Annotated in this window: 19 protein-coding genes; all 19 read right to left on the reverse strand. The window is 71.9% G+C overall.

Annotated elements, in window-relative coordinates:
* Positions 1-8 precede the first annotated feature (8 nt).
* Positions 9-2,078 carry a hypothetical protein gene (locus L632_RS24420; protein ID WP_028717144.1) on the reverse strand — a complete coding sequence of 690 codons (2,070 nt, stop codon included), beginning with the start codon at positions 2,076-2,078 and terminating at the stop codon, positions 9-11.
* The gene (locus L632_RS22910; protein ID WP_036698590.1) at positions 2,075-4,729 is read right to left on the reverse strand and encodes a putative baseplate assembly protein; all 2,655 of its coding nucleotides are present in this window, start codon (positions 4,727-4,729) and stop codon (positions 2,075-2,077) included. The genes L632_RS24420 and L632_RS22910 overlap by 4 nt, the downstream gene beginning before the upstream one ends.
* Complete coding sequence (locus tag L632_RS0116415; RefSeq protein WP_028717145.1) at positions 4,726-7,233, reverse strand: putative baseplate assembly protein; 2,508 nt, start codon at positions 7,231-7,233, stop codon at positions 4,726-4,728. The genes L632_RS22910 and L632_RS0116415 overlap by 4 nt, the downstream gene beginning before the upstream one ends.
* A gap of 3 nt (positions 7,234-7,236) precedes the next feature.
* Positions 7,237-7,599: a GPW/gp25 family protein gene (locus L632_RS0116420; protein ID WP_028713682.1), complete on the reverse strand. Its 363-nt coding sequence runs from the start codon at positions 7,597-7,599 to the stop codon at positions 7,237-7,239.
* Positions 7,596-7,922, reverse strand: a complete 327-nt coding sequence (locus L632_RS0116425) for a hypothetical protein (RefSeq protein WP_036698593.1) — start codon at positions 7,920-7,922, stop codon at positions 7,596-7,598. Before L632_RS0116425 ends, L632_RS0116420 begins: the two co-directional genes overlap by 4 nt.
* Complete coding sequence (locus L632_RS0116430; protein ID WP_028713684.1) at positions 7,922-8,419, reverse strand: phage baseplate assembly protein V; 498 nt, start codon at positions 8,417-8,419, stop codon at positions 7,922-7,924. Before L632_RS0116430 ends, L632_RS0116425 begins: the two co-directional genes overlap by 1 nt.
* A complete protein-coding gene (locus L632_RS0116435; protein ID WP_028713685.1) occupies positions 8,416-9,558 on the reverse strand; it encodes a hypothetical protein in 1,143 nt (380 codons plus the stop codon). The genes L632_RS0116430 and L632_RS0116435 overlap by 4 nt, the downstream gene beginning before the upstream one ends.
* 1 nt (position 9,559) lies before the next feature.
* Positions 9,560-9,847, reverse strand: coding sequence for a tail protein X (locus L632_RS22915; RefSeq protein ID WP_051416282.1), 288 nt, complete (start codon positions 9,845-9,847; stop codon positions 9,560-9,562).
* Between the two features lie 7 nt (positions 9,848-9,854).
* Positions 9,855-10,499 (reverse strand): hypothetical protein, encoded by a 645-nt coding sequence (locus L632_RS0116445; protein WP_028713686.1) that lies wholly within the window; start codon positions 10,497-10,499, stop codon positions 9,855-9,857.
* Complete coding sequence (locus L632_RS23590; RefSeq protein WP_051476471.1) at positions 10,500-15,575, reverse strand: hypothetical protein; 5,076 nt, start codon at positions 15,573-15,575, stop codon at positions 10,500-10,502.
* Positions 15,572-15,823: a hypothetical protein gene (locus L632_RS0116455; RefSeq protein ID WP_036698595.1), complete on the reverse strand. Its 252-nt coding sequence runs from the start codon at positions 15,821-15,823 to the stop codon at positions 15,572-15,574. The genes L632_RS23590 and L632_RS0116455 overlap by 4 nt, the downstream gene beginning before the upstream one ends.
* Positions 15,820-17,616, reverse strand: a complete 1,797-nt coding sequence (locus tag L632_RS22925) for an AAA family ATPase (protein ID WP_051416284.1) — start codon at positions 17,614-17,616, stop codon at positions 15,820-15,822. The genes L632_RS0116455 and L632_RS22925 overlap by 4 nt, the downstream gene beginning before the upstream one ends.
* Complete coding sequence (locus L632_RS22930) at positions 17,613-18,926, reverse strand: DUF4255 domain-containing protein (RefSeq protein WP_051416285.1); 1,314 nt, start codon at positions 18,924-18,926, stop codon at positions 17,613-17,615. Before L632_RS22930 ends, L632_RS22925 begins: the two co-directional genes overlap by 4 nt.
* Before the next feature lies 1 nt (position 18,927).
* Positions 18,928-19,668 carry a hypothetical protein gene (locus tag L632_RS0116470; protein WP_028713687.1) on the reverse strand — a complete coding sequence of 247 codons (741 nt, stop codon included), beginning with the start codon at positions 19,666-19,668 and terminating at the stop codon, positions 18,928-18,930.
* A complete protein-coding gene (locus L632_RS23595; RefSeq protein WP_051416286.1) occupies positions 19,665-20,327 on the reverse strand; it encodes a hypothetical protein in 663 nt (220 codons plus the stop codon). The genes L632_RS0116470 and L632_RS23595 overlap by 4 nt, the downstream gene beginning before the upstream one ends.
* 21 nt (positions 20,328-20,348) lie before the next feature.
* Positions 20,349-20,876, reverse strand: a complete 528-nt coding sequence (locus tag L632_RS0116480) for a phage tail protein (RefSeq protein WP_028713688.1) — start codon at positions 20,874-20,876, stop codon at positions 20,349-20,351.
* Between the two features lie 12 nt (positions 20,877-20,888).
* The gene (locus L632_RS0116485; RefSeq protein ID WP_028717146.1) at positions 20,889-22,463 is read right to left on the reverse strand and encodes a phage tail sheath C-terminal domain-containing protein; all 1,575 of its coding nucleotides are present in this window, start codon (positions 22,461-22,463) and stop codon (positions 20,889-20,891) included.
* 336 nt (positions 22,464-22,799) lie between these two features.
* Positions 22,800-24,206, reverse strand: coding sequence for an aspartate ammonia-lyase (gene aspA / locus L632_RS0116490; protein ID WP_036698625.1), 1,407 nt, complete (start codon positions 24,204-24,206; stop codon positions 22,800-22,802).
* A gap of 161 nt (positions 24,207-24,367) precedes the next feature.
* A complete protein-coding gene (locus L632_RS0116495) occupies positions 24,368-25,264 on the reverse strand; it encodes a LysR family transcriptional regulator (protein ID WP_028717147.1) in 897 nt (298 codons plus the stop codon).
* Between the last annotated feature and the right edge of the window lie 42 nt (positions 25,265-25,306).

A 25,306-nucleotide genomic window follows, 5' to 3' on the forward strand; every position in this document is an offset into this window, starting at 1 on the left:
TGGGCGCGTCAGCTTTCATGGAAGATCCCCGCGGCATGGCCGAAGCGCAGGAAATCCTCGATGCTGCGGGCGATGTTGTCGTCGCGGACGGTCAGGGCGGCGCGGTTATAGGCGCCGATCTCGCCGCCATTCTCGGCCCCGCGGCGCAATGCGTCGGGCGTGCCGGGGGCCAGCAGGAAATAGCCGGGATCCGCATAGCGCAGGCTGGCGAAGACCGGGGCCGGGCCGCGGATGCAGCGATAAAGCCGCGGCACCAGCGACCCCTCGGGAACCAGCGAAAAGCGGATGCAGCCGACCTGCCGAGGCGCTGCCGTCACCGCCGGGGCGCTGCCCAGAAACAGCGTGTCGGTGGTGGCGGGCAGACCCTCGGCGGTCTCTTCCTCGGCGGTCAGGCCGCCGGTGAAGCCGTCGGTCTCGACCCGGCCGCGCAGCGTGCAGCGGGTCAGGCTGAGGACGTGGCGCAGCGCGTTCGGCGCCGCGAAGACCGCCCGAGCCGCGCCGCTGCCGGCGTCGATGATGCAATCGGCGAAGCCCGCCTCGACATCCGAGGCCAGCCGCACCGGACCGGTCACCACCCGCTCGCAGCTCAGCGCCATGCCCGTCGCCTCGATCAGCAGCGAGACCTCGCCGGGCGAGACCGGGTTGCCCAGCCGGTCTAGCCCCAGCCCCGGCACCAGCGTGCAGTCGCGCAGGACCAGCGTGCCGGGCGCATTGGCATTGCCGCGGATGCGCAGCATGCCGCCATGCATCCGCAGGCCGTTCAGCTCGACCCGCGCAGCGCGGCCCAGGGTGATGGTGAGGGGCGCGGAAAGCCGCAGGGTCGGGAAGCGTCCCTCGGCGGCGATCAGCCGCAGCACGCCGCCATCCGGCACTGCGATGCTGCCGCCCGAGCGGTAATGCGTGCTCTGTTCCAGCAGGAAGGTGCCAATGCTGCCGTTCTCGGCGATGCGGGTGGCGATGACCACCGAGGGCGGGATCGCCACCGCATCCTCGACCGAGCCGATCGAGGCCGATCGGTCATGTTCGCCGCCGCCGATCTCATAGGGGCGGGCGAAACGGCAGGTCACACGCACCGGGCCGGGGCGGTTCGCGCCGACCACCAGCCGGCCCAGTTCCGGATCGATCAGGGTGCGGTCGGGCAGGGGGGCGCGGTTCCACGGCTCGGTGCCGCCGCCGGCGCGGTCGCCCAGATGGGCGGCGCGGATCTCGGCCAGCGGCACCTCGGCATTGCCGACGAAGACCCGGATCGCCCGGCCCTCGCCATAGAAGCGGCCGGGATCCTCGGCCATCAGCGCGCGGCTGATCGGGATCGGCAGGGCGGATTCGCGCATCGGCTGCTCGATGGGCGGCCGGGCCTGGGCGCGGTCGAAAAGCTGCGCGTCGCAGCCCAGCGGATGGAAGCGGAAGGCGCGCCGGCCCGCCACCACCGGGTTGAGCTGATGGTTGCTGATCGGCCAGGGCCGCAGCCGCAAGACATGCAGCCCGACATTGCCCAGGTTCCAGCGCCCGCCACGCGTGTCGATGCGCCGGACCTCAACCCCGCGCGAGGCGCGCTCATAGGCCGCGCCGATCCGCGCCAGCCCTGGCTTGTCGCGGAAATCCACCGCCGCGCCCATGGCGGGATGCGTCAGGCGCATCGATTGCGCATGCACCAGCTTGCGGCCGTATTCCACCGCCAGCACCGGCAGGTTGGCGCTTTCCGAGGCCGCGTGTTCCAGCGCCCGCAGCGTGCCCTTGCGTGCGCGCAGGGCCAGCGCATCGGCGACGCGGGCGCGCAGGTCCAGCCCCTCGGGGATTTCGCCCAGGCCCCGCACGCCCAGCAGATCGCCCAGATAGGGCACCACCCAGGGCGCGCAGGTCTCGATGAAGGCATCGTCGTAAAGCCGGGCGATCTGCTCGTCCATCACCTGCGCCTCGCGCGCGATCAGCGAGGCAAGCGTGCGCAGCGGGCCGAAATCCTGCGCCTCGCGCACGTCGGTCGGGTCGAGCCGGCCCTTGACCGCCGCGCCCTCGGCCGCGTCGCGCAGCCGCATATAGGCGGGCAGCAGGGCGAAGATGTCCTCGGTCGTCAGTTTCATGCCGCCACCTCCAGATGCAGCCGGGTGGGATCCAACGTCAGCAGTTCCGCCGCGACCGGCAGCGCTCCGGCAAGGTCGGGCCGGCCGAGCGCGGCGGTCAGGCGCGGGCGCAATTGCGGTGTGTCGCCGGTATAGAGCGCGTCCAGATCGACCCCGACCACGCCCGGCGCCGATTGCAGCGCGGCGATGACCTGGGCCTGGCTGACGCCTTGCCCCAGCTCGCGCGCGTCGAAGGAAAACGCCGCCAGCACCGTCCGGCGCGCGGCCTCGATCACGTCCTCGGGCATGTGGCCGGGATCGGCGAAGAGCCGCGCCGCTAGGCCGAAGCCGACCGGGCGATAATTGCGCAGGCCGACGCGCAGGTCGGATTCGCCCGCCGCCAGCAGCGCGGCGCGCAGGTTCTGCATGTCGTCGCCGGCCTCGGGCAGGATGGCGCCGCCCTGTCCGGCGACAGTGACCAGGATCGGGCGGGCGAAGCCGTCGAAGGTCCAGTCGGCCCGCGCCTTGGCCACGGCGGCGAAGCTGCGGGCGAAATCCTCGTAATCCCGCAAGGACACGGCGCGGCCCAGCGTCAGGACGCCCATGGGCGCGTTGCGGCGCGCATCCTCCAGCCGCTCGGCATCGGCGCCGCCGGCGGGGGGCAGGGGGTTCGTCACCGCCTTCAGCCCGGCGGGCTTGGTCGCCAGCAGCGCCAGCTGCCCGGCCTCCAGATGGCCGGACAGCCCGGCACCGCGCCGATAGACCGCTTCGACATTGCCCTGTCCGGTGGGCAGGCGGGCGCCGCGCAGCCCATCGCCGAAAACGACATAGGCGCTGCCGTCCTCCTCGATGCGCAGCAGCCAGACCCGGTCCTGCGGCCCGGCGGCGCGGAAATCCTCCACCAGGTCCCAGCGGATGCGGTTGACCCGCACCTCGATCGCCGGGACCATGCCGCGCGCGTTGCGGGCCGAGACATGGGTCAGCGGCCCGGATTTCAGCTTGAAGCGCTGGAAGGTCCGGGTGGCGTCGCCGTCGCCCAGCATCTCGGCCACCGTCTCGCCATGCGTGGCCAGCGCCACATTGGCCGAGAGGCGCACCGTGGCGCGGACATAGCGATGCGCCAGCGGCTGGGTAAAGGTCAGCAGCGAATGGTCCCCGACGATCAGGTTCTGCGCCAGCACCCGGATCTCGGCCGCCGCGACGCCGGCCAGATCGGCGCGCTCGCCGGTGATGGCCAGCACCTTGCCGGGCATCAGCTGCAGCTCGGGCGTCGCGATCTCGACCTGATCGGCGCCGAGCGCGCCCGCGGCCTGCCCGACCGGATCGGTGATCGGCAGGTCGGCCAGCGGCAGCGGCTCGGGCAGGGCATGGGCAATGCTGCCGCGGGTGGTGAAGCCCGACAGCGCGATCAGCGCGCCGTCCGGCGCCAGCCCCTTGTCGTCGACCTCCAGCCGCGTGACCTTGGCCGCAAGGCCGTAGGCCTCGACGCCCTGGGTCTCGGCGGCATGGATGCGCAGCCAGGCCTCGTTCGCGGCATTGCGGATTAGCAGGCCCTGGCCGGTGGTGATCTCGGGATAATCGCGGTCGAGATAGAGATAGGCGCGGTTGCCCGGCGGCGTGTCGCCCACCTGGCCTGCGGTGGCGGTGACCGCCCCCGGCGCGCCGATCCCGGAATTCGCCGGCAGCAGCTTGACCGCGGCGGTATTGCCGAAGAACCCGGCGCGGATGCGCAGCATTGCCGGGCGGATCGGCCCTTCGGCCCGGAAATCCGAGGCCTGCACCGCCTGCCGCATCTCGCGCGGGGTCAGGCTGTGGAAATTGCTGGCGCTGGCCAGCGTCGCCACCGACCAGCTGTGCCCGGCCAGCAGCGCCACCATGCTGCTGGTCGAGAAGGCCAGCCCCGGCATCCAGATGGCCTGCAGGATCGGCTGGAAGCTGTAGGGCGGCTGGCTGGCGGGATCGCTGCGCAGCGCCAGGATGCGCCGCCCGCCGATGCCGTCGCGCAGGCCCGAGACCCGGCGCAGGAACCCGGCCTGATCGCCCGACCCGGTGGCCACCGGCACCTCGCCCTGCATCAGCAGCAGCGGATCGCCAAGCGCCAGGCGCGGCGCGTCCGGCGCCAGCTGGATCTCCTCGGCGCCCGCGGCCAGGACCTGCGGCCAGGCCATCAGCGGCCGCATGGCGTTCCATTCGGCGCGCGCCAGCAGCGGCTCGACGGTCTCGAACAGCTGCGGCAGCTCGCCGTCGCGCGGGATCGAGCGCACCTGCAGGCCCGGCGGATAGTCCAGCACCGCCTCGGGCGCGTCATGGGGCTCGGCCTCGAAGACCAGATGGCACGAGGCCGCCTTGGCCGGGGCAAGCTCGTAGCCGATCAGCCTGGCATGGGCGCGGACGCTTTCGCGCCGGGTCGCGGTGCGCAGATAGGCCTCGTTCGCCTGCCGCTCGGCATAGAAGGTCAGCGTGTCCAGCGTGGCCGCCCAGGCGTCCAGCAGGCCCAGGGTGAGGTCGTCCCGGTCGCGGCTGCGCAGCTCGGACAGGCCGGGGCGGTTGCCGTCCGCCAGCCCGCGGCGCAGCGCGGCCAGGAAGGTCGGATGCCTGCCGGCGCGGGCGCGCAGCGCCGGCAGGCCGGCGCGGTTGGCGATCGGTTCCGGCGTGGGTTTGACGCTGCTCATCTGCCCCCCCTCGTCTCGATGGTCAGCCGTCCCTCGCCGGGGCGGTTCGGGTCGTTCGACAGCACCGGGATCTCGCGCGGGCCGAAATCCAGCACGCCCTCGGCGCTGGCATCGGGCTGGCCCGAGCGGCCGAAGGCGGTGACGCGCAGGTCGGCCACCCCCGGCACATCGAGCCCGGCGCGGTAGATATGGCTCAGATAGATGCGGCTGCCGAAGGTCACGTTGTCGGGATGGAAGAAGCCCGGCCGCCCGTCCTCGGCCAGCCCGGCGGAAAAACGCGCGGCCAGCGCCTCGGCCACCTTGTCGGCAAAGGCGTCGGCTTCGGCGCAGGCGCGGATGGCGATGGTCAGCGGCACCAGGATCGGCGCGTCCACGGTCAGGTCGTGGCCCATCATCCGGTAGGGCTCGAGATAGTCGAGCAGCATCTGCCGGAAGGGCTGATCCACCGGCAGGCCCGCCACCCGGTCCACGGTCAGGAAGATCGCCGGCCAGCCGCCCAGCCAGCGCTTGCGGGCGGTGGCGCGCTGCACCTCGGGATGGGCGTCCAGCAGCGCCTCGTAATCGGCCAGCGTCACCGCCCGCCTTTGCAGGTGGAAGCCGACCGGCGCGCGCTGACGCACTTCCGCCACGGTCTCGCGTTCCGCGCCGCCGGCGGCGGGCAGCGGGTTTGTCACGCCCGCGACATTGGCCGCCACCGCGCCCGAGGCCGCGACCCGCGCCAGCGCCCCGGCGCCGATATTGCCTGCGCGGCCATGGCCGACGCGATAGCTGGCGGTGAAGCCGTCGCCGGGCCGCGGCGTCTTGCCGTTCAGGCTGGGCGAGGCGCCCTGCGGCTGGCCGAAGCGCAGCCGGGTGGTGCCGTCGGCCTCGACCTCGGGGACGAAGACCAGCGCATCGGGGGGCTGGCCCAGCAGGTCCGGCACCGGCAACCAGCGGTCGCTCTCGTGCGTCGAGCGCAGGGTGATCTGCGCCACCGCCCGTGCCGGATCGACCCGCAGCAGCTCGGCCGCCGGGGCCGCGCCGCCGTCCGGCGGCACCGCGAAGCTCAGGTCGCGGCGGGCAAGGCGCGGATGGAAGGGCCGCGGCCGGTCCAGCGCCGCCAGCGGCTTCGGCTCGTCGGGCTGGCCGGGGGCGGGCGGCTCTTCGGGGTCGGTCAGGTCGGGGGCAAGGCCCAGCGGCTCGGCCAGCGGCTGGTCGGTCGCCGGGTCCGGCAGGGTCAGGCCGTGATCGGCCAGCACGATATTGCCAAGCGCCAGCGCCATCGGCTCGCCTTCGGTTGCGCCGTGGTCCAGGTCGAAGCGCAGCGCGTCCGCGGGCCCCCAGCGAATGCGCCAGACCCGCAGCGGCTGTGCGGCACCGCCGCCGGGGGGCGGCAGCAGTTCCAGCGGATCGGCCAGCATCTCGGGCGGGGCGGTCAGCCGCACCGCCTGACGCGCGCCGGGATCGGCGTCGGACAGCCGCCGCGTCACCGGGTCGCGGTTCTGCACCAGCACCAGCAGGTCGCCCTCGGCCAGCTGCAGCGCCTGGTCCGGGTCGCGCAGGTCGCAGAAGGTGGCGCCCCGCGCCAGCACCGCCTGGGCATCGCCCCAGTGATGCAGGGCGATGCGGTGATGGGCGGCGCGCAGGGCGGCGGGCGCCAGCGGCTCGAAGGCCACGGCGCCGGTCTCGACCGCCGCCTGCGCTGCGGCCAGCGGGATCACCGCCTCGCCGTCGCTGTCCGAGCGGGTCAGGAAGGCCACGCCCTGGTCGGGCAGGGTGAAATCCGTCACCCCCGGCGCCAGCCGCAGTTGCGCCAGCACCCGCGCACTGGCGCCGTTATGCATCCGGTAGCCGACCAGCCGGGCATGGCGCGCGGCCGAGACCCGCAGCCGCGCCGTCTGCAGCGCGTATTCGGTGCCGACATGGTCCAGCCGGTAGCTGAGCGCGTCGCCGATAAAGGCCAGCCATTCGACCAGCGCCACGCCCAGGTCGGCCGGGTTGCGCTCGGTCCAGTCCGGCACGCTGACCGCCATGCGGTCCAGCATCAGCCGGCGATAACTGTCGTAGTCGCGCGCCAGGTAATCGATCTGCGGCGGCTCGGCCGGCCGCTCGGGGGCGGGGGGCGGCGCGGCGCAATCGCCGGTGTCGCAATGCAGCCGGAAGGCGAAGCGGATCTCGCGCAGGATCGGGTCCCAGCCCGGCAGCCCGTCGCGGATGCGCAGCCGGTAGGTCGAGAAATCGCCCGCCCGGTTCACCCGCAGCCGCAGCTCGCGCCCCGACGCCTCGGCACTGATGACACTGACGCCGCGGATGCGGTCGCCGCCCTCGACCAGCAGGTCCGAGGGCCGCAGCGCCGGCGCGGTCGGCCGTCCGTTCGGCTGGCCGGGCAGCGGATGGACGAAGCGCAGCACCAGCCGGGTCATGTCGCCGGCATCGACCTCGATCCCGGCGATGCCGTTCACCCGCGCGGCCGAAGCGGCGAGCCTTTCGCGCCTTTCGTCCAGGAAGCTTTCCGAGCGTGCCATGGCCTAGACCTCGCGCGTGAAGGTGTCGCTGACCGTCTCGCCGGTGTCGCGCAGGACATAGGAGAGGGTGATCTCCAGCAGCCCCTCGTCGCGGCGCAGGCGCAGTTCCGAGACGGTCAGGATCTCGGACAGGTGTTTCTGGATCGCCGACTGGATCAGGAAATCGGCGGCGGTCTCCAGCGCCTGGTTGTTGGTGTCGAACAGCATCTCAAGCAGGCCCGAGCCGAAATCGGGCCGGTTCACCCGCTCGCCCGGGGCGGTGAACAAGACCGCCTCGATCAGGTCGCGGGCATGGCGGCGGGCGTCGCCGGTGGTGGCGGTACGGCCGGTGCCGTCGATGCGGAAGGGGGCGGAAAGATCGGTCATTGTCCTGTCACCCTGACCTGCTGCGCCACGACCTGCGGTGGGCCGGCGGGCCCGGCCGCGCCGATGCAGATGCCGCCCGAGGAAGACAGCAGCGCCGGGCTGCCCTCGATCGTCACGCGGGTCGCGGGCGTGGTCCATTGCACCTGCGTGCAGGGCTTCGGCCCGTCCGGCGTCGAGAACGAGCAGCCCGCAATGGTCATCATATGCGCCACCGTCACCGCCGGCTGGCCGCCCAGCTGCACGCGGGTCGAGCTGGAGCCGGGCTGCGCCTGTCCGCCATGCGGGCACAGGATCGTCGCGCCCATGTGCAGAAGGTTGGTCATCACGTCACCTCCAATGCGCCCGAGTTCACCGTGACCTTGGGCCCCGAAAGCTCGACCTTGGCGCCGCCCGAGCTTTCCAGCGTGATGCCCTGCGCAGTGATGGTGATGCGGTTGCCGGCGGTGGTCTCGATCACCAGCGGGGCCGAGGAATTCACCTCGTCCAGGGTGATCGTGGCGGCCTGGGTCTTGATGATCTTGACCATCGGCGTCTGGCCGGGGCATTCGCCCTCGCCCCAGAAGCAGCCGGACCAGATGGGGGCGTCGATATTGCCGCCCTCGAACTCGACCCAGATATTGGCGCCCACCGGCGGGATCAGGTAGAAGCCGACGCCCGAGCCGGCGAAGGGCACCGAGGGCATGGCCCAGTTCAGCGTGTTGGTGCCGTAGACGGCCGGCACCTGCACCTGCAGCCGGCCCTTTTGCAGCGGGTCGGTGTTGTTCGACACCGTGCCGCGATACTTGCCGAAATAGCCGGCGCGCGTCGTCTGTTCGTTCATGGCAGCACCATGGGCACGGTGGTTCCCGTGCCCTCCCGGTTCAGGGTGAAGGATTGCGTCCACGCGCCGCGCGAGATCTTGTGAATCACGCTTTGCACGTAATAAAGCCCGTCATTGTCCAGCCCCGCGCCGCGCAGCCCGACCAGCCCGCGCGGCGACAGGATCGCGCCATAGCGCGCGGTATCCAGATCGCCCGTCACCTTGACCGTGTCGGTGGTGGCGTCGGATTGCGCCTGCGCCTCGCCCATGGCCTGCGCGGCGGATGGCGCGCCGCCGGTCTGGAACAGGTTGGTCCGGACCGTGGCGCGATTGGAGATCGAGGGCTGCGCGGCCAGCGGCGGCCGCAGCGCCATGGTCGAGCGCACCGGCATGGTCTGGCCGGTGGCCGGGTCCTGCACCTGGCCCTGGACCTCGGCCGCCTCGCCCGCCGCGTTCTCGAAGCTCAGCCCCGAGACGTTGCTGTCCGGCCCCATGTCGGCGGTGATGGCGCGCTGCGGCAGGCCGATGCGCGGCGGCGGCCCCCAATAGCCGGTCGAGGTCAGCGGCACCGGGCCGGGGATGATGGTGAAGATGCGGTCATGCGCCGCCGCCAGGTCCTTGAGATAGGCGAAATCGGTGCCGCGCTGCATCGGCACCCGCTCGGTCGGGTTCGGCCGGTCCACCGTCATCGGCGGGATGACCATCGGCACGATGCCATATTGCATGTAGCGCAGCAGGATCATGCTGGCGATCTCGCCCGGGCCCTGGGCGGGGTGGGTGGTCTCGCGCTCCTCGCGGTCCATGACGAAGCTCAGGTCCTTGCCGCGCAGCTGCAGCCGCGCCGGGCCGGCCGATTGCGCCGGCTTGAACTCGGCCGTCTCGACGATGCCGTCGATCAGCACCACCGGCATCAGGCCCATCACCGCCGTCAGCACGATACGCGCGCCCGCCTTCAGCGCCGGCTCGGCCATGATCGGGAACACCCCCGCCAGCGCCGGGGCGCGGATGGCGTCGAAAACCAGCTCGAAGCCCGAGACCTCGCGGTCCGAGATCGCCACCTCGGCCGAGACGAAGCGCTCCATCAGCTCGGCCGGCAGCGGCCGGGGCAGGCCCGTTCCGGCCAGCAGCGTCAGGCGGACCCCGATCAGTTCCTGCAGCATGTCACGCCTCCCCCGGCTGGGTCAGGTTCAGGCGGCGGCCGGGGATGTCGGCCAGGGCCAGCGGCTCGGGGTCGGGATTGGCGTCCATCACCCGCCAGGACTGGCGCGCGTCGCCATAGGCGCGATGCGCCACCAGGTCCAGCCGGTCGCCATCCGCGACCGCGATGCGCGCGGCGATGCGCGGCGCGTCGGGGATGATGCGGCGGTCCAGATAGGCGATGTCGCGCCCCTGCGCATCGGTCAGGTGCAGGACGGCGGATTTGGCATAGCGGGAGTCGCGGTCGATCATGGCGCCCTCACATTATCTTCACGTCCGAGCCCAGAACCGAGCCCAGCGAGTTGATGCGCCCGACCATGGCCATGGTTTCCTTGACCAGCTGGTGGCTGAGAAACATGGCATAGCCGGGATGGCTGCTTTCCAGGTCCGAATAGCTGAGCACCGCCAGATCCATCGACACCTTGGCCCGGATCGGGTTCAGCCGGGGGTCATAGGCTTCCTCGGTGATCGACAGGGATTTCAGCCGCACCGGCAGGATGCGGGTCTTGCCCCAGATGAACAGGGTGAAGGTGCCGCTGGCGGGCAGGATCTCGACCGTGCCCAGGCGCAGCAGCACCGCATTGGCGATGACGGTCGAGGCGGCGGGGTAAAGCAGCGTCTCCAACTGCGCCAGGCGCGGATGCAGGCCAAGTTCCTCGGCCTCGCCCTTTTCCAGGTCGTCGCTGGCGTCCAGCACCGCCTCGACCTTGATGACCTCTTTCGGGGCGCCGGCCAGGCGGAAGCTGTCGGCGCCGCCCTCGCTTTCGGCGGCATTGGCCTCGATGGTCCGTTGCAGGCTTTCCGGGTTGATCTGGAAGGGGATCACCTCGGGCAGCGGCACCGGCGGGCGGAAGGCGACGATGGCGCCTTTCAGCAAGCGGGGCGAGCGGGAATAGCCGGACATCTAGGCGCTCCTCACCTGGTCGATCTGGGCCTGCAGCGTGGCCTCGAAATTCGGGAAATAGCCGCGATACTCGGCGGCCAGCGCCGACAGGCTTTCGGCCTGCTGGCCAGAGTTGAAATATTCGCCGTAGGCCGAGCCGCCCTCGGGCAGCGTCTCGCCGTTCCAGACCGTCAGCCGGAAGAAGCGGACGATGTTCTCGGCCATCTGGTGCATCTCGCTGAAATAGACCGTGCCGTCCGAGAGGTCGCGGGCCACGATCCCCTCCAGCGCCTGGTCCCAGGTGCCGTGACCGGCGGTCTGCTGCTTGATCTCGGGGCTGGGGACGCCGCCGCTGACGCGGGCATAGATGGCGCCGGGATGGCCCTGCATGATGCCGATGCGCGCGCCCTGATGCGGGCTGCCCGGCGGATACCATTCCGCGCGCCGCGCCTCGGGCAGGCGGTCCTCGGGCGTGTCCTTCCATTCCGGGTCCATGCGGTGGCCATAGGCCTGATAGCTGATGACCACCTTCTGCGCCGGATAGGGGCCTTGGGGCGCGAAGATCAGCTGCCTGGTGGGCGTGCGGACCCGGTGCTGGAACTGGATCAGCTCGCACAGCCCGCGCAGCCGCTCGGTCTCGCCGCGCTCGACATCGTCGGCGGCATTGCGGATGATCTGCGCCGCGAAGCGCGAGGCGATCCATTCGTGCTGGCCGGGATCGGCGCCCCTGACCGCATCGGCCAGCCGCTGGCCGTTCCGCGCCGCGCGTTTCGAGCCGGCCTTGCCGGTCGGGTCGGGGCGCACGAAATGGCCCAGCGGCTTCGTCACCCCGCCCTCGCCGCTGCCGGCGGCGTTCATGGCGTCGTCCTGGTAATAGGTGCCCCAGCCGCCCTGCGTCATCACGCTGTCGAACTGATCGACGATCACCGTCCGGAAATAGCTGCCCGTCACCCGCTCGAAGGCGTGGTCGTGGCTGTCGGTGCCGGCGCTGCACATGGCGGTCACCGCCTCGGAGAGCGGCGTGGCCAGCGCCGTCATCAGCGCCGGATAATCCGGCCCGCCGCCGGCCAGAAGCTGGTCGGTGATTGCCAGCGTCGCGCCGCCCTCGTTCAGCCGCCGCGTCAGATGGTCGCCGAAAAGCTGGCCGACCCGCGCCGGGTCGAATGCCGGTTCGGTGCCGAGGAAGGTATCGGCATTCGGCAGGCTCAGCGCCTTGGCCAGCCGCCGCGCCTCGGCCGAGACGGACGCGTCGAAACCGCCACCGGTGAAGCGCCGGGCGGCGCCCGTGGCATTGGCCGGCCGCCGCCAGGGCTCGGTCGCACTGCCGTCGCCGGCCAGCATGGTGGCGAAGCCGCGCCAGTCCAGCGGCGTATAGCGCGCCACGTCCAGATTGGGCAGCACGTAGCGGCGCAGGTTCTCGGACAGCGAGGGGGCCATCGCCTCAAGCTCGGGGGCGAATTTCTGGTCCAGCGGCACGATGCTGATGCCGAAGAATTCCAGCACCCGCGCCACGGCGCTTTTCGTCTGCTCGCCCTTGGCCTGCGTCTCCTGCGCCTTGGCGGCGGCCTCGGCCTTGACGGCCTCCGAGGCGCCCTCGGCCTGGGCCGCGTTCACCGCGTCCTCGGTCAGCTCGGCCTGGGCGTCCAGCTGCGCCTCCTCGGCCTTGGCGGCGGCGACCAGCGCCTCGAGCTCGGCGCGCTTGTTCGCCAGCACCACGCCGCGCCAGTTCTTCTGCGCCGCGTAATCGGTGAAGGGCTGGCCCAGCCGGCCGTCCAGCCATTGCACCAAGGGCGTCGGATCCGAACGGATGACGGGGCGCACCGTCTCGCCCTCGTCCTCGATCAGCAGGGTGTGGGCTTCGGAACCGGCGCGGAAATGGATCGGCGCCATGATCTGGCCGGCGGCGGGGGTCTCGGCCTGTCTGCCCTCTATGCCGAAGGCGGCCAGCACCCGGCGCATCAGGTTTTCCAGCGCCGTCTCGATCTTCAGCCGCACGGCGCGCAGCACCTCCTGCACCTTCTCGGGGATGCCCGAGACGCCGATCAGCCGCGCCAGCAGGTCCAGCACCACCGGCAGCAGCCGCGCCAGCACCTGCTCGACCCCGCGCATCGGCGGCTCCAGCGCGCCGGTGGCGATCTCCCAGATGGTGTTGATCACGGTCTGCACCACGGCGAAGATGCGGGCGAGCTGGGTGCGCAGGAACTGGATGAAGTTCCAGATCGTCATCACCAGCTTCACCAGCGCCCCGACCGGGTTGAACATGCCGGCCAGCCACATGATCGAGGCCAGCACCACCTTTTCCAGCAGGAAGGTCTTGAGCTGGTCCAGCACCATGTCGCGCAGCATCGCAAGGTCGCTGGTCAGCTGCTCCCACAGCCCCTGCCAGCCGCCGGTGATCAGCGCCCGCACATAGCTCAGCACGTATTCGATCTTCTGCACGGCGCTTTCGCCCAGCACGCGCACGGCGACGCGGCGCACGGTCTCCAAGGTCAGGCCGAGCGCCTGGCGCGCCACGTCCAGAAGGCCCCAGAGGTCGAATTCCGCCGGCATGGTGATGCCGCGGCCGAGCGGGCCGGTCAGCCACAGGATGATGCCGGCGATCAGGTGGCGGCGGAAATTGTCGGCAAAGCGCTGGATGCCGCCCTTGACCGCCTCCAGCAGGTTCTGCACGAAGCCGCCGGGATTGGCGACGATCAGGTCGATGGCCTGCGCGGCGCGGGCGAAAAGCTGGAAGAAGGCGTCGGGCTGGATCCCCAGCGCCATCAGGATCGGCGACAGGATCAGCCGGGCCAGCGCCGCCCAGTCGCCCGACAGCGCCGCCTGGGCCAGAGCCAGCGCCGCGTTGACCGCCGCCTGCCAGGCCGCGAGCAGCGCGTCCAGCCCCGCGGCCAGCGCGTTCATCAGGAATTCGATGCCGGCCTTCAGCGCATTGGCGATGCGGTCGATGGCCGCGGTCGCCGCCGTCACCGCCGCGTCGATGGCGGCGTTCAGCGCCGCGGCGATGGCGGGGAAATATTCGGCCAGCAGCCGGTTCACCAGGGTCTTCAGCAGCGCCCCGAAAGCCTCGATGATGCCCTTGATCAGCCCGGCGGCGGCGTCGATCAGCCCCAGCGCCGCCGATTTCACCGCCTTGATGATGTCGCGCACGGCGGTGCGCACCGCGTCGAAGATCGCATTGATCGCGGCGGTCAGCCGTTCGAGCTGCGCCTTGACCCACTTGACGGCGCGGTCCCACCAGCTCTGGTTCTCGGATTCGCGCTCGGCCTCGTCGCGGCTCGCTTGCGCGCGGGTTTCGCCCTGCGCCACCTCGGCCTCGGCCTCGCGCTCGGCCTGGACGAAATCGGCGTCGATGCGGGTTTCAACGCGGCCGACCTCGGCATCCACCTCGCCCCGGGCCTCGCTGCGGGCCGAGGCCGCCTCGTCGCGCAGGTCCGAGACATGGCCGGCCTGCTGGTCCAGCGCGTCCTGCCGGGCGGACTGGATGTCGGCGCGCCGGGCGATCACCTCGTCGCGCTGCGCATGATCGGCCTCGGCGTTCAGCCGCGCCTGCTCCGCCTCGGCATGGGCCAGCTCCGCCTCGCGCCCGGCCTCGCGGCTCTGGGCGGCGGCGTCCAGATCGGCCTGCGCCTGGCCGAGCGATTCCTGCATCGCCGGGCCATGCGCGCGGTCGAACAGCGCCACCGTGGTCGCGTCCAGCGGCTGGGCGGCGAAGGCGGCGGCGCCCTCGACCGGGGGCAGGGCCGGCGCGGGTTCGGGCGCCGGGCGCGGCGGCAGGGCGGAGCTCTCGGACATCTCGCGCAGCTGCGCCTGCTCGGGGCCGGGGCCGTCGATCACAGCGCGGGCGGCGGCGGTGCCGGCTTCGGTTGCCTGCGTGCCGGCGGCGGCCTCCTGGTCCGCGACGCGGGCCGGATCGGTTTCGCCGGCCAGCGGCACGTCGGGGCGCGCCCCGGCCGAGGTCGCCACCTGCCCGTCGCGGGTCTGGACCCGGTCGAAGCTGCGCTCCAGCGATTGCGGGTCGCCGGCGGTGAAATCGCGCTCGAAGAGCGGGCCGAGGCTGGCATTGGCGGCCGCCTGGCCGGGGTCCGGGGTCGGCGCCAGATCGGGCAGCGGCGCGGGCGGCGGCGTCTGGGCCTCCAGCGCCCCGGCCGTGGCGGCGGGGGTTGTGACCGGCGGGGCGGCGGGCAGGGGCTCGCCCGGCGCCATCTCGGCCCGCAATTCCGGCAGGGCGGCATCCTCGGCGGCGCGGGCGCGGGCCGAGGCGGCTTCGATCCGCGCGCCCAGCCCCGCCGCCTCGCGCGCCTTGACCGAGGGCGGGGCGGCGGCAAAGGCCGCCATCACTGCATCGGCGTCCTGCGCCGCCTCCAGCGCCGCGCTGGCCGCTTCCGCCTCGGCCGCGGCGGCCTCGGTCTCGGCGCCGAGGTCGGGTTCGGGCGCCGGGCCGAGCTGTTCCGGCGCGACTGCCTCCGGCGCATCGGCTGCGGGCTGCGTGCTTGGCGGGACATGCTCCGCCAGCGGCGGGGCCGGCTGTTCGGGTGCCGGCTGGGGCGGCACGGCGACGGGCGGATCGGGCTGAGGGACCGGGTCCTGCGCGCCCTGCATGCGGAAGGCGATGGTGCCGGGGGCCAGCCGCGCCGCGACCGGCGGCGGGGGGGCGCCGAGCCGCGCCTGCAGCTCGACCCGCTGCGCCTCGGCCTCGGGGCTTGTCTTGGCGTCCTGCCGCGGGGCGCGGGATTGCAGCACATGCGCCAGCTCATGCGCGACGACCGGCAGGGCCGCGTCGCGGCGCAGGAACAGCACGCCGTCCTGCGCCGCCGCCTCGGCGCCCTTGCGGTCCAGCGCCGCCTCGACCGGGGCGCCGGTCAGCACCTGGACCGGCGGCAGCGGGCCGAACATCGCCTCCAGCGCCGGGCGGAAGGGCAGGTCGGCGCGATGCAGCCCCGGCGCCGCGGCCTGGCGCAGCCGCTCCAGAGGGATATGGTCCGGGGCCTCGGCCGCCTCAGTCCGGGGCGGTGCCACCACCACCTTCCAGCGCGGCCTGGCGCGGGCCGGCTCGCGCGGCGCCGGTTCGGGCGCGGCAGGCTTGCGCAGCGCGCTCATGGCCCCAGCCTCCGCAGCAGCGCCCGGGCCAGTTCGCGGCCCATCGCCTCGGGCGTGCCGGCGCCGACGGGCAGCCGGCCCAGGTCGACGCGCTCCAGGTCGGCGGGGCGGGTGCCGGGCGGCAGGCCGTGGCGTTCCAGAAGCGCCGCCAGCTCGGCCTCGAAGGCGCGGGCGGCGCGGGCGGCCTCGGCCTCGGACAGGCCGGGCAGGGACAGCGCGCCGATATGCAGGGTGACCGCGCCGCTCATCGGAAGCCCCGCAGTTCCGCCTCGGAAAGCGGCTTGCCGAGCTTCATGTATTCCTGCCGCGCCGCGCGCTCCAGATGCGCCATGCCCAGCCGCCCGCCGCTTTCGGCCGCGAGCCAGGCGGCGGTCAGCGCGATCGAGCGGATGAAGCCGCCGGTCACGGCCAGCCGGGCCAGCGCGTCGAAGTCGATGGCGTCGCGTGGCAGCGCCTCGGGCAGCACCGCGCGCCAGATCAGCGCCCGCTGCGCGGCGTCGGGAAAGGGGAAGTCGATCACCGCGCGGAAGCGGCGCAGGAAGGCGTCGTCCACCGCCGCGCGCAGGTTCGTGGTCACGATGGCGATGCCGGCATAGCTTTCCAGCCGCTGCAGCAGATAGGAGGTCTCGGAATTGGCGTGGCGGTCGTGGCTGTCCTTCACCTCGGGCGAGCGGCGGGCGAAGATCGCCTCGCCCTCGTCGAAAAGCAGCACCGCCCCGGCATCTTCGGCGGCGTCGAAGATGCGGCCGATGTTCTTCTGCGTCTCGCCGATATATTTCGAGGTCAGCGCCGCCAGATCGACGCGGTAGAGCGCCAGCGCGCCACCGTCCTCGCACAATTCGCGGGCCAGGATCTCGGCCGCCATGGTCTTGCCGGTGCCCGAGGGACCGCTGAAGAGCGCGGTCAGCGCCAGCCCGCGCGCCGACTTGGCACGAAAGCCCCAATCGTCCAGCACAAGCGGCCCGTGGCGGCGGCAGGCGGCAAGCTGGCGCAATTGCTGAAGCTGGGCGGGCGGCAGGACCAGGTCGTCCCAGCGCGCCTGCGGCTTGATCCGCTGCGCCAGCCCCTCAAGCCCCTGCGCGGCGCGGGCGCGGATCAGCGCCGGCAGGTCGGGGGCCAGGCCGGTGGCGTGGCTGGCCCGCGCATCCGCCATTTCGCTGCCGGGCAGCGGGGCGGCGCGGGCCGGGATAAGGCTGGCGCGGGGCCGCTGCGTGCGATGCGGGTCGATGCCCCAGAGCAGGCAAGGTCCCAGCAGCCGGTCGGCGATCAGGCAGCCCTCGGGCGTGGCGGGGATCAGCATGGCCGTTTCGGTCAGCACCACGTCGCGGTTGAGCAGTTGCGCCGCGCGGGCCGGGTCGAGGTCCTGCGGCAGCAGCCGCGGCTCCAGCGCCGCCAGGTGCAGGCCCAGCCCGGCCGCGGCCTCGGCGGCCAGCGCGCCGGCCTCGGCCGGGTCGGCGGTGGCCAGGTGCAGGATCGGCGCCGGGTTTTCCGCGCGCGCCTTCAGCAGCGCCTCGGCCAGCGCGCCCGCCTGCGGATGGGGCGCGGCCATGCAGGGCGAGAGCGCCGGGGCCAGCGCCGGATCGGGGACCGGCGCGCCGATCAGGGCCGAGGCCACCGCCTCGGGCACCGCCAGCAGCCGCTGCGCAAACCCATGGCCCGGCAGCGCCTCGACCAGTGCCCCCTGGCGCAGCAGCGCGGCGGCAGAGAGCGCCGGGCCGGCCTCGGGTCCCAGCACCATGCCGCACAGCGCCGGGGTGGCGCGGCCATGCTGGGCCAGCGGGTGCGCGGCCAGGGCGGCGGCGGGTTCGATGCCCAGCTCGGGAGCGGCGATCAGGCAGAACAGGTCGAGATCCAGCGCCGACAGGCCGAAGCGCCGGGCGATCTGCAAGAGCGCCACCGGCCCTAGGGCCGAGAGGTCTTCGATCTGCGCCAGCAGCGGCCCGGCCGGTTCGCCTTGCAGCAGCGCCATGGCGTGGCGGCCGGCCAGCTCCAGCGCCCGTGCCTGCCGCGCGGCGGCGGATATGGTCTGGTGCCGGGTCATGGGTCCAGATCCGCGACCGGCCCGTCGAAGCCCTGCGGCCCCAGCGTGGGCAGGCTGGCGGCGCCGTCGATCTCGGCCCGCACGACATAATCGGCTGCGACCACGCCGGCCAGATCGGCGCGGATGCGGTCGGTGCTGCCCTCGACCAGCCGCGCCGGGACCGAGAAGGCCGGCGCCGACCCCCCGGGCAGCGGGTTGAAAAGCAGCGCCGCCGTCTGCCGCTCGCCCACCGGATGGCCCAGGGTCAGCGTCACGCTGCCCGTGAAGCGGCCGGCGGTCACCGTGCCGGCCCGCGCCACCGCCGTCACCACCGGCGCGATGGCAAACGGCAGCGCGTTCGAGCTTTCCCAAAGCCGCTCTGCCTGGCCGGGCGCAGGCTCGAACAGGTGATCGACCATCAGCCGGGCGATGCCGGCCGGCTGGTCGGCGGGCAGCTGCAGGTCGATGCGCCGCGCGTCGACATTCGCCGCCGCTACCGTGATCGGCCGCCCGCCCAGCATGACCCGCATCCGCTCGGCGGCCAGCGCCGTGCCCTCGGCCGCCACCCAGCCGCCGGGCAGGATCGCGGCCATCGGGTCGGGAAGCGTCCCCGCGCCGCCGGGCAGCGCCGCCACCCGCAGGATGCGCGGTGCCTGCAGGGGCGCGGTGCGGCCGCCGATGGTCAGCACCGGCAGGGCCGAGCGCGCCGGGCGGCGGCTTTCGATCAGCACGCAGGCCACCTGATACAGCGCCGAGGCCCGCAGCGGCGCGGAAAAGGCCGACCAGATGTTGCTCAGCGTCTCGATCTGGCCGAGGTCGCGGCTTTCCGGCACGGCTTGCGTCACGCGGATCTGCTCGAACTGTTCGGCGAGATCCGCGGCGACCAGCAGCCGCAGCGGCGCCGGCAAGAGGCTCGCATCCACCGCCGGATCGGCGCCGCCCAGCGAGGCGCGGATGTCGGCGCGGGTCAGCACGGGGGTCTCGTGCAGCACCTGCATGCCGTAGCCCAGCAATATCTCGGCATTCAGGTCCTCGGCGCCGGTGGCGGTCAGGATGTAATGCAGGTCCAGCGCCAGCCAGGGATTATCGATGCGCGCCCCCGAGGCGCTGCGGGCCGGCAGGCGCTGGCTGGACCAGGCGGCGTTGCGGGTGACGTTCCACAGGTAGATGTTCAGCCGGTTGGTCGGCTCGGCGTCATCCTCAAGCCGGTCGGGGGGCGAGGAAGTGACGCTGAACTGGCCGATGGAATCCAGGTTGGCATTGAGCAGCCCGTCATTCAGCCGGTCCCTCAGGATCGCGGTCACGGCGGCTATGGCGAGCGCGTTCGACATCCTATCGCTTCCATCCGAGATAGTCGGTCAGGCCAGGCCGGGCCGGCGTCGCGGGGCGCGGGGCGGGGCCGGGCCTTGCGGCTTGCGGGGGCGGGGCGGGCGGCGGTTTCGCGGCGGCGACCTCGATCCGGCCGATATGGATCTCGACTTTCGGGGGGGCTTGCGGGACCGGCGCGGGCGGCGCGGCTTCGGTCGCGCTGGCGGGCTCGGATGCGGCCGGGCTGACGCGCATCCGGGGCGGGGCAGGCGGCTCGACGGTCTGCGGCGCGCGGGGCTGGCGCGGTTCGGCCGGCCGGCGCGGTTCCTCCGGCGCGGCTCTGGTGCGGGGTTCGGGCGGCCCCTGCGTCGGCTGGGGCGCAGGGGCTTCCGCGGCAGGGGGCGTCGGCGCATCGCCGGGGCGCGGAACTGGCTCGATCGTGATGCCCGGCGCCTGCGGTGCATCCCGGGCGACCGGGGCGGGCGCATGGGCCGGCGCGGGGTGCGGCTGGGCTTGCGGCGCCGGGGCGAGCCGTTGCGGCAAAGCCTCGGCAACCGGCGCTGCCGGTCTCGGCGCCGGGGCCGGTGTCGGCGGGCGCGGCGGCTCGGTCCGCGGCAGCGGCGGGCGTGGCGGGGCGGCGAGGCGTTCCGCCGTCTCCTCGGAGAAGCCCGCATCCGGGGCATCCCCCTCGAAACGCTGGCGCGGGCGGGGCAGGATCGCCGGCGGCTGCAGGAAGCGGCGGCTGAGGGTGTCGAACAGGGTCATGGCGCCACCTCGGCGAGATAAAGCGCGCGACGCGCCGGCGGCATGGCGAGGATCTCGCGCTCGGACCAGCCGAAGGCGCGGGCCAGCCGCACCACCTCGTCGAGCAACCCGCGGGCCATGTCCTCGATCTCGGCCCAGAGCCAGGCGGCGGGATCGAAGCCCTCGTCCAGCGCCGCGCCGCATTCCGGGCAGTCCATGGCCAGCGTCAGGCCAAGCGCCGGATCGGCGGCTTGCAATGCCTCGGCCGCCAGCGCCGCAAAGCCGGGATCGTGCCAGGGCGCCGTCCCCAGCGCCTGAAGCCGCAAACCCTGCGGGCCGAAATCGGCAAGGCAGGGCAGGCGCAGCATATGGGTTTTCCCCCGCCACTCCACCGCGACGGTCTGGGCAACCGCCGGGGGCGGAACGAAATCGGCGGGCAGGGTGAATTCCAGCCGCGCGCCGCAGGCGGGGCAGGTGCAGACCGCCTCGTCGGCTGCCGGCCTGGCCATGTCCGCGAGAAGCCGCGTGCGCAGCGCCCAGATGCGGCGGTCGAGCTCGCCCAAGGGCAGCGTCTCGGCGCCTGCCCCGGCGGCGGCGCGGCCGAGCAGCGCGGCGCGGCCTAGCGCATCGCCCGCCCGGCCGCGCTGGTAGAGGTCAAGGAGCGCGTCGCCGTCCAGCATGATGCTTCCCCGATCATGGCGTCAGACCGCCGGCTCCAGGAAGGAAATCTCGCTGGGTTCGGCCACGTCGTAGTCGCGTTCCCAGCCCTCGTTCTCCAGCTTGATCGACTGGATGGCGACGGCATTGGCATTGGCGTCGAGTTCCGGCAGCGCCTGGTATTCCGACACCCAGGCCCGGAACACGCGATAGGAGAGCGCCAGCTGCCCGGCCTCGTTGTAAAGGTCGATCACCAGGTCCTTGCGGAAATCGCGCAGGGAAACCTCGGCGCCCAGGCCCGAGCCGTAGTTCCAGACCTTGTTCGCCCATTGCTCGAACTCGACGTCATGGGTGACGCCGCGCTCCAGCGTGATCGCCTCGAAGCTGGTGCGGCCGGGGCTGCGGCGCGAGACGGACGGATCGCCGCCCTCGCGATGCTCGACCACCTCGGTGGTGCGTTTCAAGGCCGAGACCTTCGAGATGCCGGCGACATAGCGGCCGTCCCATTTCACCCGGAACTTGAAGTTCTTGTAGGGGTCGAAGCGGGTGGCGTTGATGCTGAACTGTGCCATGGTCGGACCCCCTTAGTTCGTGGTTTGCAGGCGCTGCTGGATGCGCAGCATGACGAATTCGGCCGGGCGGACCGGGGCGAAGCCGACATAGATGTTCAGGATGCCCAGGTTGATGTCGGCCTGGGTGGTGGTCTCGCCGTCGCATTTCACCAGGAAGGCGTCGCGGGCCGAGGCACCCTGGAAGGCGCCCTGCCGGTGCAGCTGCGACATGAAGCCGGTGACGTTCAGCCGCACCGAGGCCCAGAGCGGCTCGTCATTCGGCTCGAACACCACCCATTGCAACCCGCGCAGCAGGCTGTTCTCGATATAGAGCGCCAGCCGGCGCACCGGGACGTATTTCCATTCCGAGGCCAGCGCATCCGCCCCGTCCAGCGTGCGCGCGCCCCAGACCACGGTGTTGTAGACCGGGAAGGTACGGATCACGTTGATGCCCTGCACGTTCAGCGGTCCCTGCTGCGGGTCGGTCATCACATCGACCGGCCGGCCGCCGGCGACGCCCGCCGCGGTGCCGGCCGGCGCTTTCCAGACCCCGCGCGTCGCATCGGTTCGGGCGATGATGCCCGCCGCCGCGCCCGAGGGGGCGAAATTGCGGTTCTGCGTCGGGTTCAGCGGGTCGGGCGCCGTCAGCTTGGGGAAATACAGCGCCGCGTTGCGCCGGATCGTGCCCCCCAGCGCGGCGGTCCATTCCAGGATATTGGCGCGGGTGGTGCCCTCCAGCGGATCGACGATCAGGAAGGCGAAATGCCGCTCGCAATAGGCATAGGCACGCTGGTAGACCTGCGCCGCCACAGCGCGGCGGGCATGGCCCAGCACCGACAGGTCAGGCAGGCACATCAGGTTGAACACGTCCGGCACGATGGCGTCCAGCGCGTCGATGCCGGCCCCCAGCGCGTTCACCGCCAGGTTCTGCCAGGCGTCGGTATCGCCGGGCAGGGTGCCGTCGGCGCCCTGGGTGGTCATGGCCGCCAGCGCCGCCGCGCCAAGCTGGCGCAGCCCGTCCAGCGTGGTCACGTCGCTGCCGCCCGATTGCGTGGCATTGGGCAGGTTGCCGTTGGCATGGGCAGAGACGCTGACCAGCTGGCTTTCCGCGGCCAGCACCCGCGTCACATAGCGCGGATGGGCGCTGTTCACCGACAGGCCGCTATAGGATTCCTCGCGGATCACGTCATTGCCGCGGTAAAGCCGCACCAGCAGGTCGAAGCTGGTGACGCCCGCCCCGCCGGCCCGCGCCACGCCGATACGCAGGCTGTTGCCCCAGGCGCCGGGGGACGAGGCCGCCAGCGTCAGCCCGGCATTGTTCGGCGGCAGCAGCACCGAGGCGGGGGTGGCGCCGTTCGATGCGCGCACGATGAAGGCGATGTTGCCGCCGTTCAGGAAATAGTTGCGCACCGCATAGCTGGTCTCGCATAGCGGATGCAGGCCGCCGAAGACCCGCTCGAATTCGCCCCATGAGGTGACGCGGGTGGCACGGCCGACCGGGCCTTGCCCGAGAACGCCGATGAAGGCGGTATTCGAGGTCGCCACGCCGGCGATCGGCGCGCTACCGCTGGGGATTTCCTGGACATAGACGCCGGGAGTGTCGAGCATGGGGGAGCCCTCGCTGAATGACCCGGCGCGGATGGCGGCGGGATGCGTTGCGAACGATGTCAGACCTGTTCGGCCGGACCATCCCGCCTGCACATGCACATCCGGGGAGGATACGACCTTGCGCCGATCGACTTGGCAACGGGGAGGGCAGCCCCGTGCTGGATTCTCAAGAAGGAAATACCTATTGCGTGAACGCTAGCAAAACTCGGGGCTTGACGCAACGGAATTGACGGCGCGGTTTTCCGGAAATCCGTGCGTTGCAACAAGAAAATGCCAAGGCCCCGGCCTGAAAGGGGTCAGGTCGGGGCCAGGGCCGAGTCGGCCGACGGTTGTATCTCAGGCGACGAAAAGCTGCGGGCGGGTCAGGCTTTCCGGGCGCAGGATGGCATCCAGCCGCTCCTTGGGCAGCAGGCCCTTTTCCAGCACCAACTCGTAGACGCCGCGGCCGGTCAGATGCGCCTCGGTCGCGACCTCGGTGGCGGCGGCATAGCCGATATAGGGGTTCAGCGCCGTGACGATGCCGATGGACCGGCGCACGGATTCCTTCAGCACGTCGCGGTTGGCGGTGATGCCCTTGACGCAATTCTCCTGCAGCGTGGCGCAGCCGGCGACCAGGTGATCGACCGAGCGGAACAGGCTGTAGGCGATCACCGGCTCGAAGGCGTTCAGCTGCAGCTGGCCGCCCTCGGCCGCCATGGTGATGGTCATGTCGTTGCCGATCACCTCGAAGCAGACCTGGTTCATCACCTCGGGGATCACCGGGTTGACCTTGCCCGGCATGATCGAGGAGCCGGCCTGTTTCGCCGGCAAGTTGATCTCGTTGAAGCCGGCGCGCGGGCCCGAGGACAGCAGCCGCAGGTCGTTGCAGGTCTTGCTGAGCTTGACCGCCACCCGCTTCAGCACGCCCGAGACCTGCACGAAGCAGCCGCAATCCTGCGTCGCCTCGACCAGGTCGGCAGCGGTGACCACCGGGATCACGGTGATCTCGGCCAGCCGCGCCCGCACCCGTTCGGCATATTCGGGATGCGCGGTGATGCCGGTGCCGATGGCGGTGGCGCCCAGGTTGATCTCGCAGACCAGTTGCGAGACCTCGGCCAGCCGCGCCTCGTCCTCGCCGATCATGATGGCATAGGTGTTGAATTCCTGGCCCAGGGTCATCGGCACCGCTTCCTGCAGCTGGGTGCGGCCCATCTTCAGGATGTCGGCGAACTCGACCGCCTTCTCAGCGAAGGCGCCGCGCAGCGAGGCCAGCGCGCCGATCAGCTTCTGCAGCCCCTTCCACGAGGCCAGGCGCAGCGCCGTCGGATAGACGTCGTTGGTCGACTGGCTCATGTTCACATGCTCGTTCGGGTGCAGGTATTGGTATTCGCCCTTGGCATGGCCCATGAGCTCCAGCGCCCGGTTGGCGATCACCTCGTTGGCATTCATGTTGGTCGAGGTGCCGGCGCCGCCCTGGATCTGGTCGACGACGAACTGGTCGTGCAGCCGGCCCGCGCGGATTTCCTCGCAGGCGGCGACGATGGCGTCGCGGCGCTCGGGCGAAAGCAGGCGCAGATCGGCATTGGCCAGCGCGGCCGCCTGCTTGATCGCGGCCAGCGCGCGGATCAGTTCGGGAATTTCACCGATCGGACGGCCCGAGATCGGGAAATTCTCGACGGCGCGCAGGGTGTGGACGCCCCAATAGGCGTCGGCGGGCACCTCGCGGTCGCCAAGCAGGTCATGTTCGATGCGGGTCTTTTTCATGGTCACCTCGGGCGCAGGCGCGCAGGCCCCGCCGGGACGGCGGACCTGGCGCGCGGCGCGCATGCTGTCGGAACTGTTGCGATGACGGGGCCCGGTTGTGCCCCATGTGTCAAAGATTTAGGCAGGCTTGCGCGAATTTTCCAATGCCAAGTCGCGCTAGGTTATTCCGATCCTGCATAACCTTCGCCCAGCTCGCGCGCCGCCTGCCAGACCCGGCCGGTGATGCCGCGCCCGCGGGCGGCATTGCGGTAAAGCCGGATCTCCATCGGCAGCTCGGGGGCGACGATTTCCAGCCGGCCGGAGGCGATCTCGGCCTCGACCAGCAGGCGGGGCAGCCAGACCATGCCGTGACCGGCCACCGCCATGCTTTTCATCGCCTCGGCCATGCTGGCCTCGTCGGTATGGGCGACATAGACCTTGGGCGCGCCGGGCTGGGCCAGCGCGATGCGCGCCATGGCGTTCAGGAACGAGCCGCGGGAATATTTCAGCATCGGCATGCCTTCGGCCAGCCATTCCTCGGGCCAGCCCGGGCGGGCGACGGCGACCAGGCTGTCATGGCCGACCACCAGATGCGGATAGCCCGACGGGTCCAGCGGGATGTTCACCTGCGGATGGGCGTAGGTCAGGAAGAAATCATAGCCGCCCTCGGTCAGCGCCCCGATGCAGCGGTCGAAATTCTCGGGCTTGACGCGGCTGGTCATCTGCCCCGCCGCCGCCTTCAGCCGCATCAGCCAGCCCGGCAGGAAGGTCACGGTCAGGCTGTGCAGCGCCACGAACGAGATCTCGCCGCCGCGGCTTCGGGCATGATCACGGAACTCGGCGCGGCGGGCGTTGATCATGCGCACCGCCTCCTCGGCCGTCTCGCGGAACAGCACGCCTTCCGGGGTCAGCGTCACCGGATAGCTGTCGCGCGACAGCAGGTCGGTGCCCAGCCATTCCTCGAGCGCGCGGATGCGGCGGCTGAAGGCGCTTTGCGTGACGCCGCGCAGCTCGGCCGAACGCGAGAAGCTGTGCGTCTCGGCCAGCACCAGGAAATCCTCGAGCCACTTGAAGTCCATGCGCCCCCCTTTTCCCGTCGCTTTAGCCGAGGCGTCGCGGAC

Source organism: Paracoccus sp. J39 (genome assembly GCF_000518925.1).
Classification (GTDB): domain Bacteria; phylum Pseudomonadota; class Alphaproteobacteria; order Rhodobacterales; family Rhodobacteraceae; genus Paracoccus.

What these genes read in the sequence shown, in the direction of transcription:
- L632_RS24420 (WP_028717144.1), bottom strand. Translation starts at nt 2,078, where the DNA reads ATGAAACTGACGACCGAGGACATCTTCGCCCTGCTGCCCGCCTATATG.
- L632_RS22910 (WP_036698590.1), bottom strand. Translation starts at nt 4,729, where the DNA reads ATGAGCAGCGTCAAACCCACGCCGGAACCGATCGCCAACCGCGCCGGC.
- L632_RS0116415 (WP_028717145.1), bottom strand. Translation starts at nt 7,233, where the DNA reads ATGGCACGCTCGGAAAGCTTCCTGGACGAAAGGCGCGAAAGGCTCGCC.
- L632_RS0116420 (WP_028713682.1), bottom strand. Translation starts at nt 7,599, where the DNA reads ATGACCGATCTTTCCGCCCCCTTCCGCATCGACGGCACCGGCCGTACC.
- L632_RS0116425 (WP_036698593.1), bottom strand. Translation starts at nt 7,922, where the DNA reads ATGACCAACCTTCTGCACATGGGCGCGACGATCCTGTGCCCGCATGGC.
- L632_RS0116430 (WP_028713684.1), bottom strand. Translation starts at nt 8,419, where the DNA reads ATGAACGAACAGACGACGCGCGCCGGCTATTTCGGCAAGTATCGCGGC.
- L632_RS0116435 (WP_028713685.1), bottom strand. Translation starts at nt 9,558, where the DNA reads ATGCTGCAGGAACTGATCGGGGTCCGCCTGACGCTGCTGGCCGGAACG.
- L632_RS22915 (WP_051416282.1), bottom strand. Translation starts at nt 9,847, where the DNA reads ATGATCGACCGCGACTCCCGCTATGCCAAATCCGCCGTCCTGCACCTG.
- L632_RS0116445 (WP_028713686.1), bottom strand. Translation starts at nt 10,499, where the DNA reads ATGTCCGGCTATTCCCGCTCGCCCCGCTTGCTGAAAGGCGCCATCGTC.
- L632_RS23590 (WP_051476471.1), bottom strand. Translation starts at nt 15,575, where the DNA reads ATGAGCGCGCTGCGCAAGCCTGCCGCGCCCGAACCGGCGCCGCGCGAG.
- L632_RS0116455 (WP_036698595.1), bottom strand. Translation starts at nt 15,823, where the DNA reads ATGAGCGGCGCGGTCACCCTGCATATCGGCGCGCTGTCCCTGCCCGGC.
- L632_RS22925 (WP_051416284.1), bottom strand. Translation starts at nt 17,616, where the DNA reads ATGACCCGGCACCAGACCATATCCGCCGCCGCGCGGCAGGCACGGGCG.
- L632_RS22930 (WP_051416285.1), bottom strand. Translation starts at nt 18,926, where the DNA reads ATGTCGAACGCGCTCGCCATAGCCGCCGTGACCGCGATCCTGAGGGAC.
- L632_RS0116470 (WP_028713687.1), bottom strand. Translation starts at nt 19,668, where the DNA reads ATGACCCTGTTCGACACCCTCAGCCGCCGCTTCCTGCAGCCGCCGGCG.
- L632_RS23595 (WP_051416286.1), bottom strand. Translation starts at nt 20,327, where the DNA reads ATGCTGGACGGCGACGCGCTCCTTGACCTCTACCAGCGCGGCCGGGCG.
- L632_RS0116480 (WP_028713688.1), bottom strand. Translation starts at nt 20,876, where the DNA reads ATGGCACAGTTCAGCATCAACGCCACCCGCTTCGACCCCTACAAGAAC.
- L632_RS0116485 (WP_028717146.1), bottom strand. Translation starts at nt 22,463, where the DNA reads ATGCTCGACACTCCCGGCGTCTATGTCCAGGAAATCCCCAGCGGTAGC.
- aspA (WP_036698625.1), bottom strand. Translation starts at nt 24,206, where the DNA reads ATGAAAAAGACCCGCATCGAACATGACCTGCTTGGCGACCGCGAGGTG.
- L632_RS0116495 (WP_028717147.1), bottom strand. Translation starts at nt 25,264, where the DNA reads ATGGACTTCAAGTGGCTCGAGGATTTCCTGGTGCTGGCCGAGACGCAC.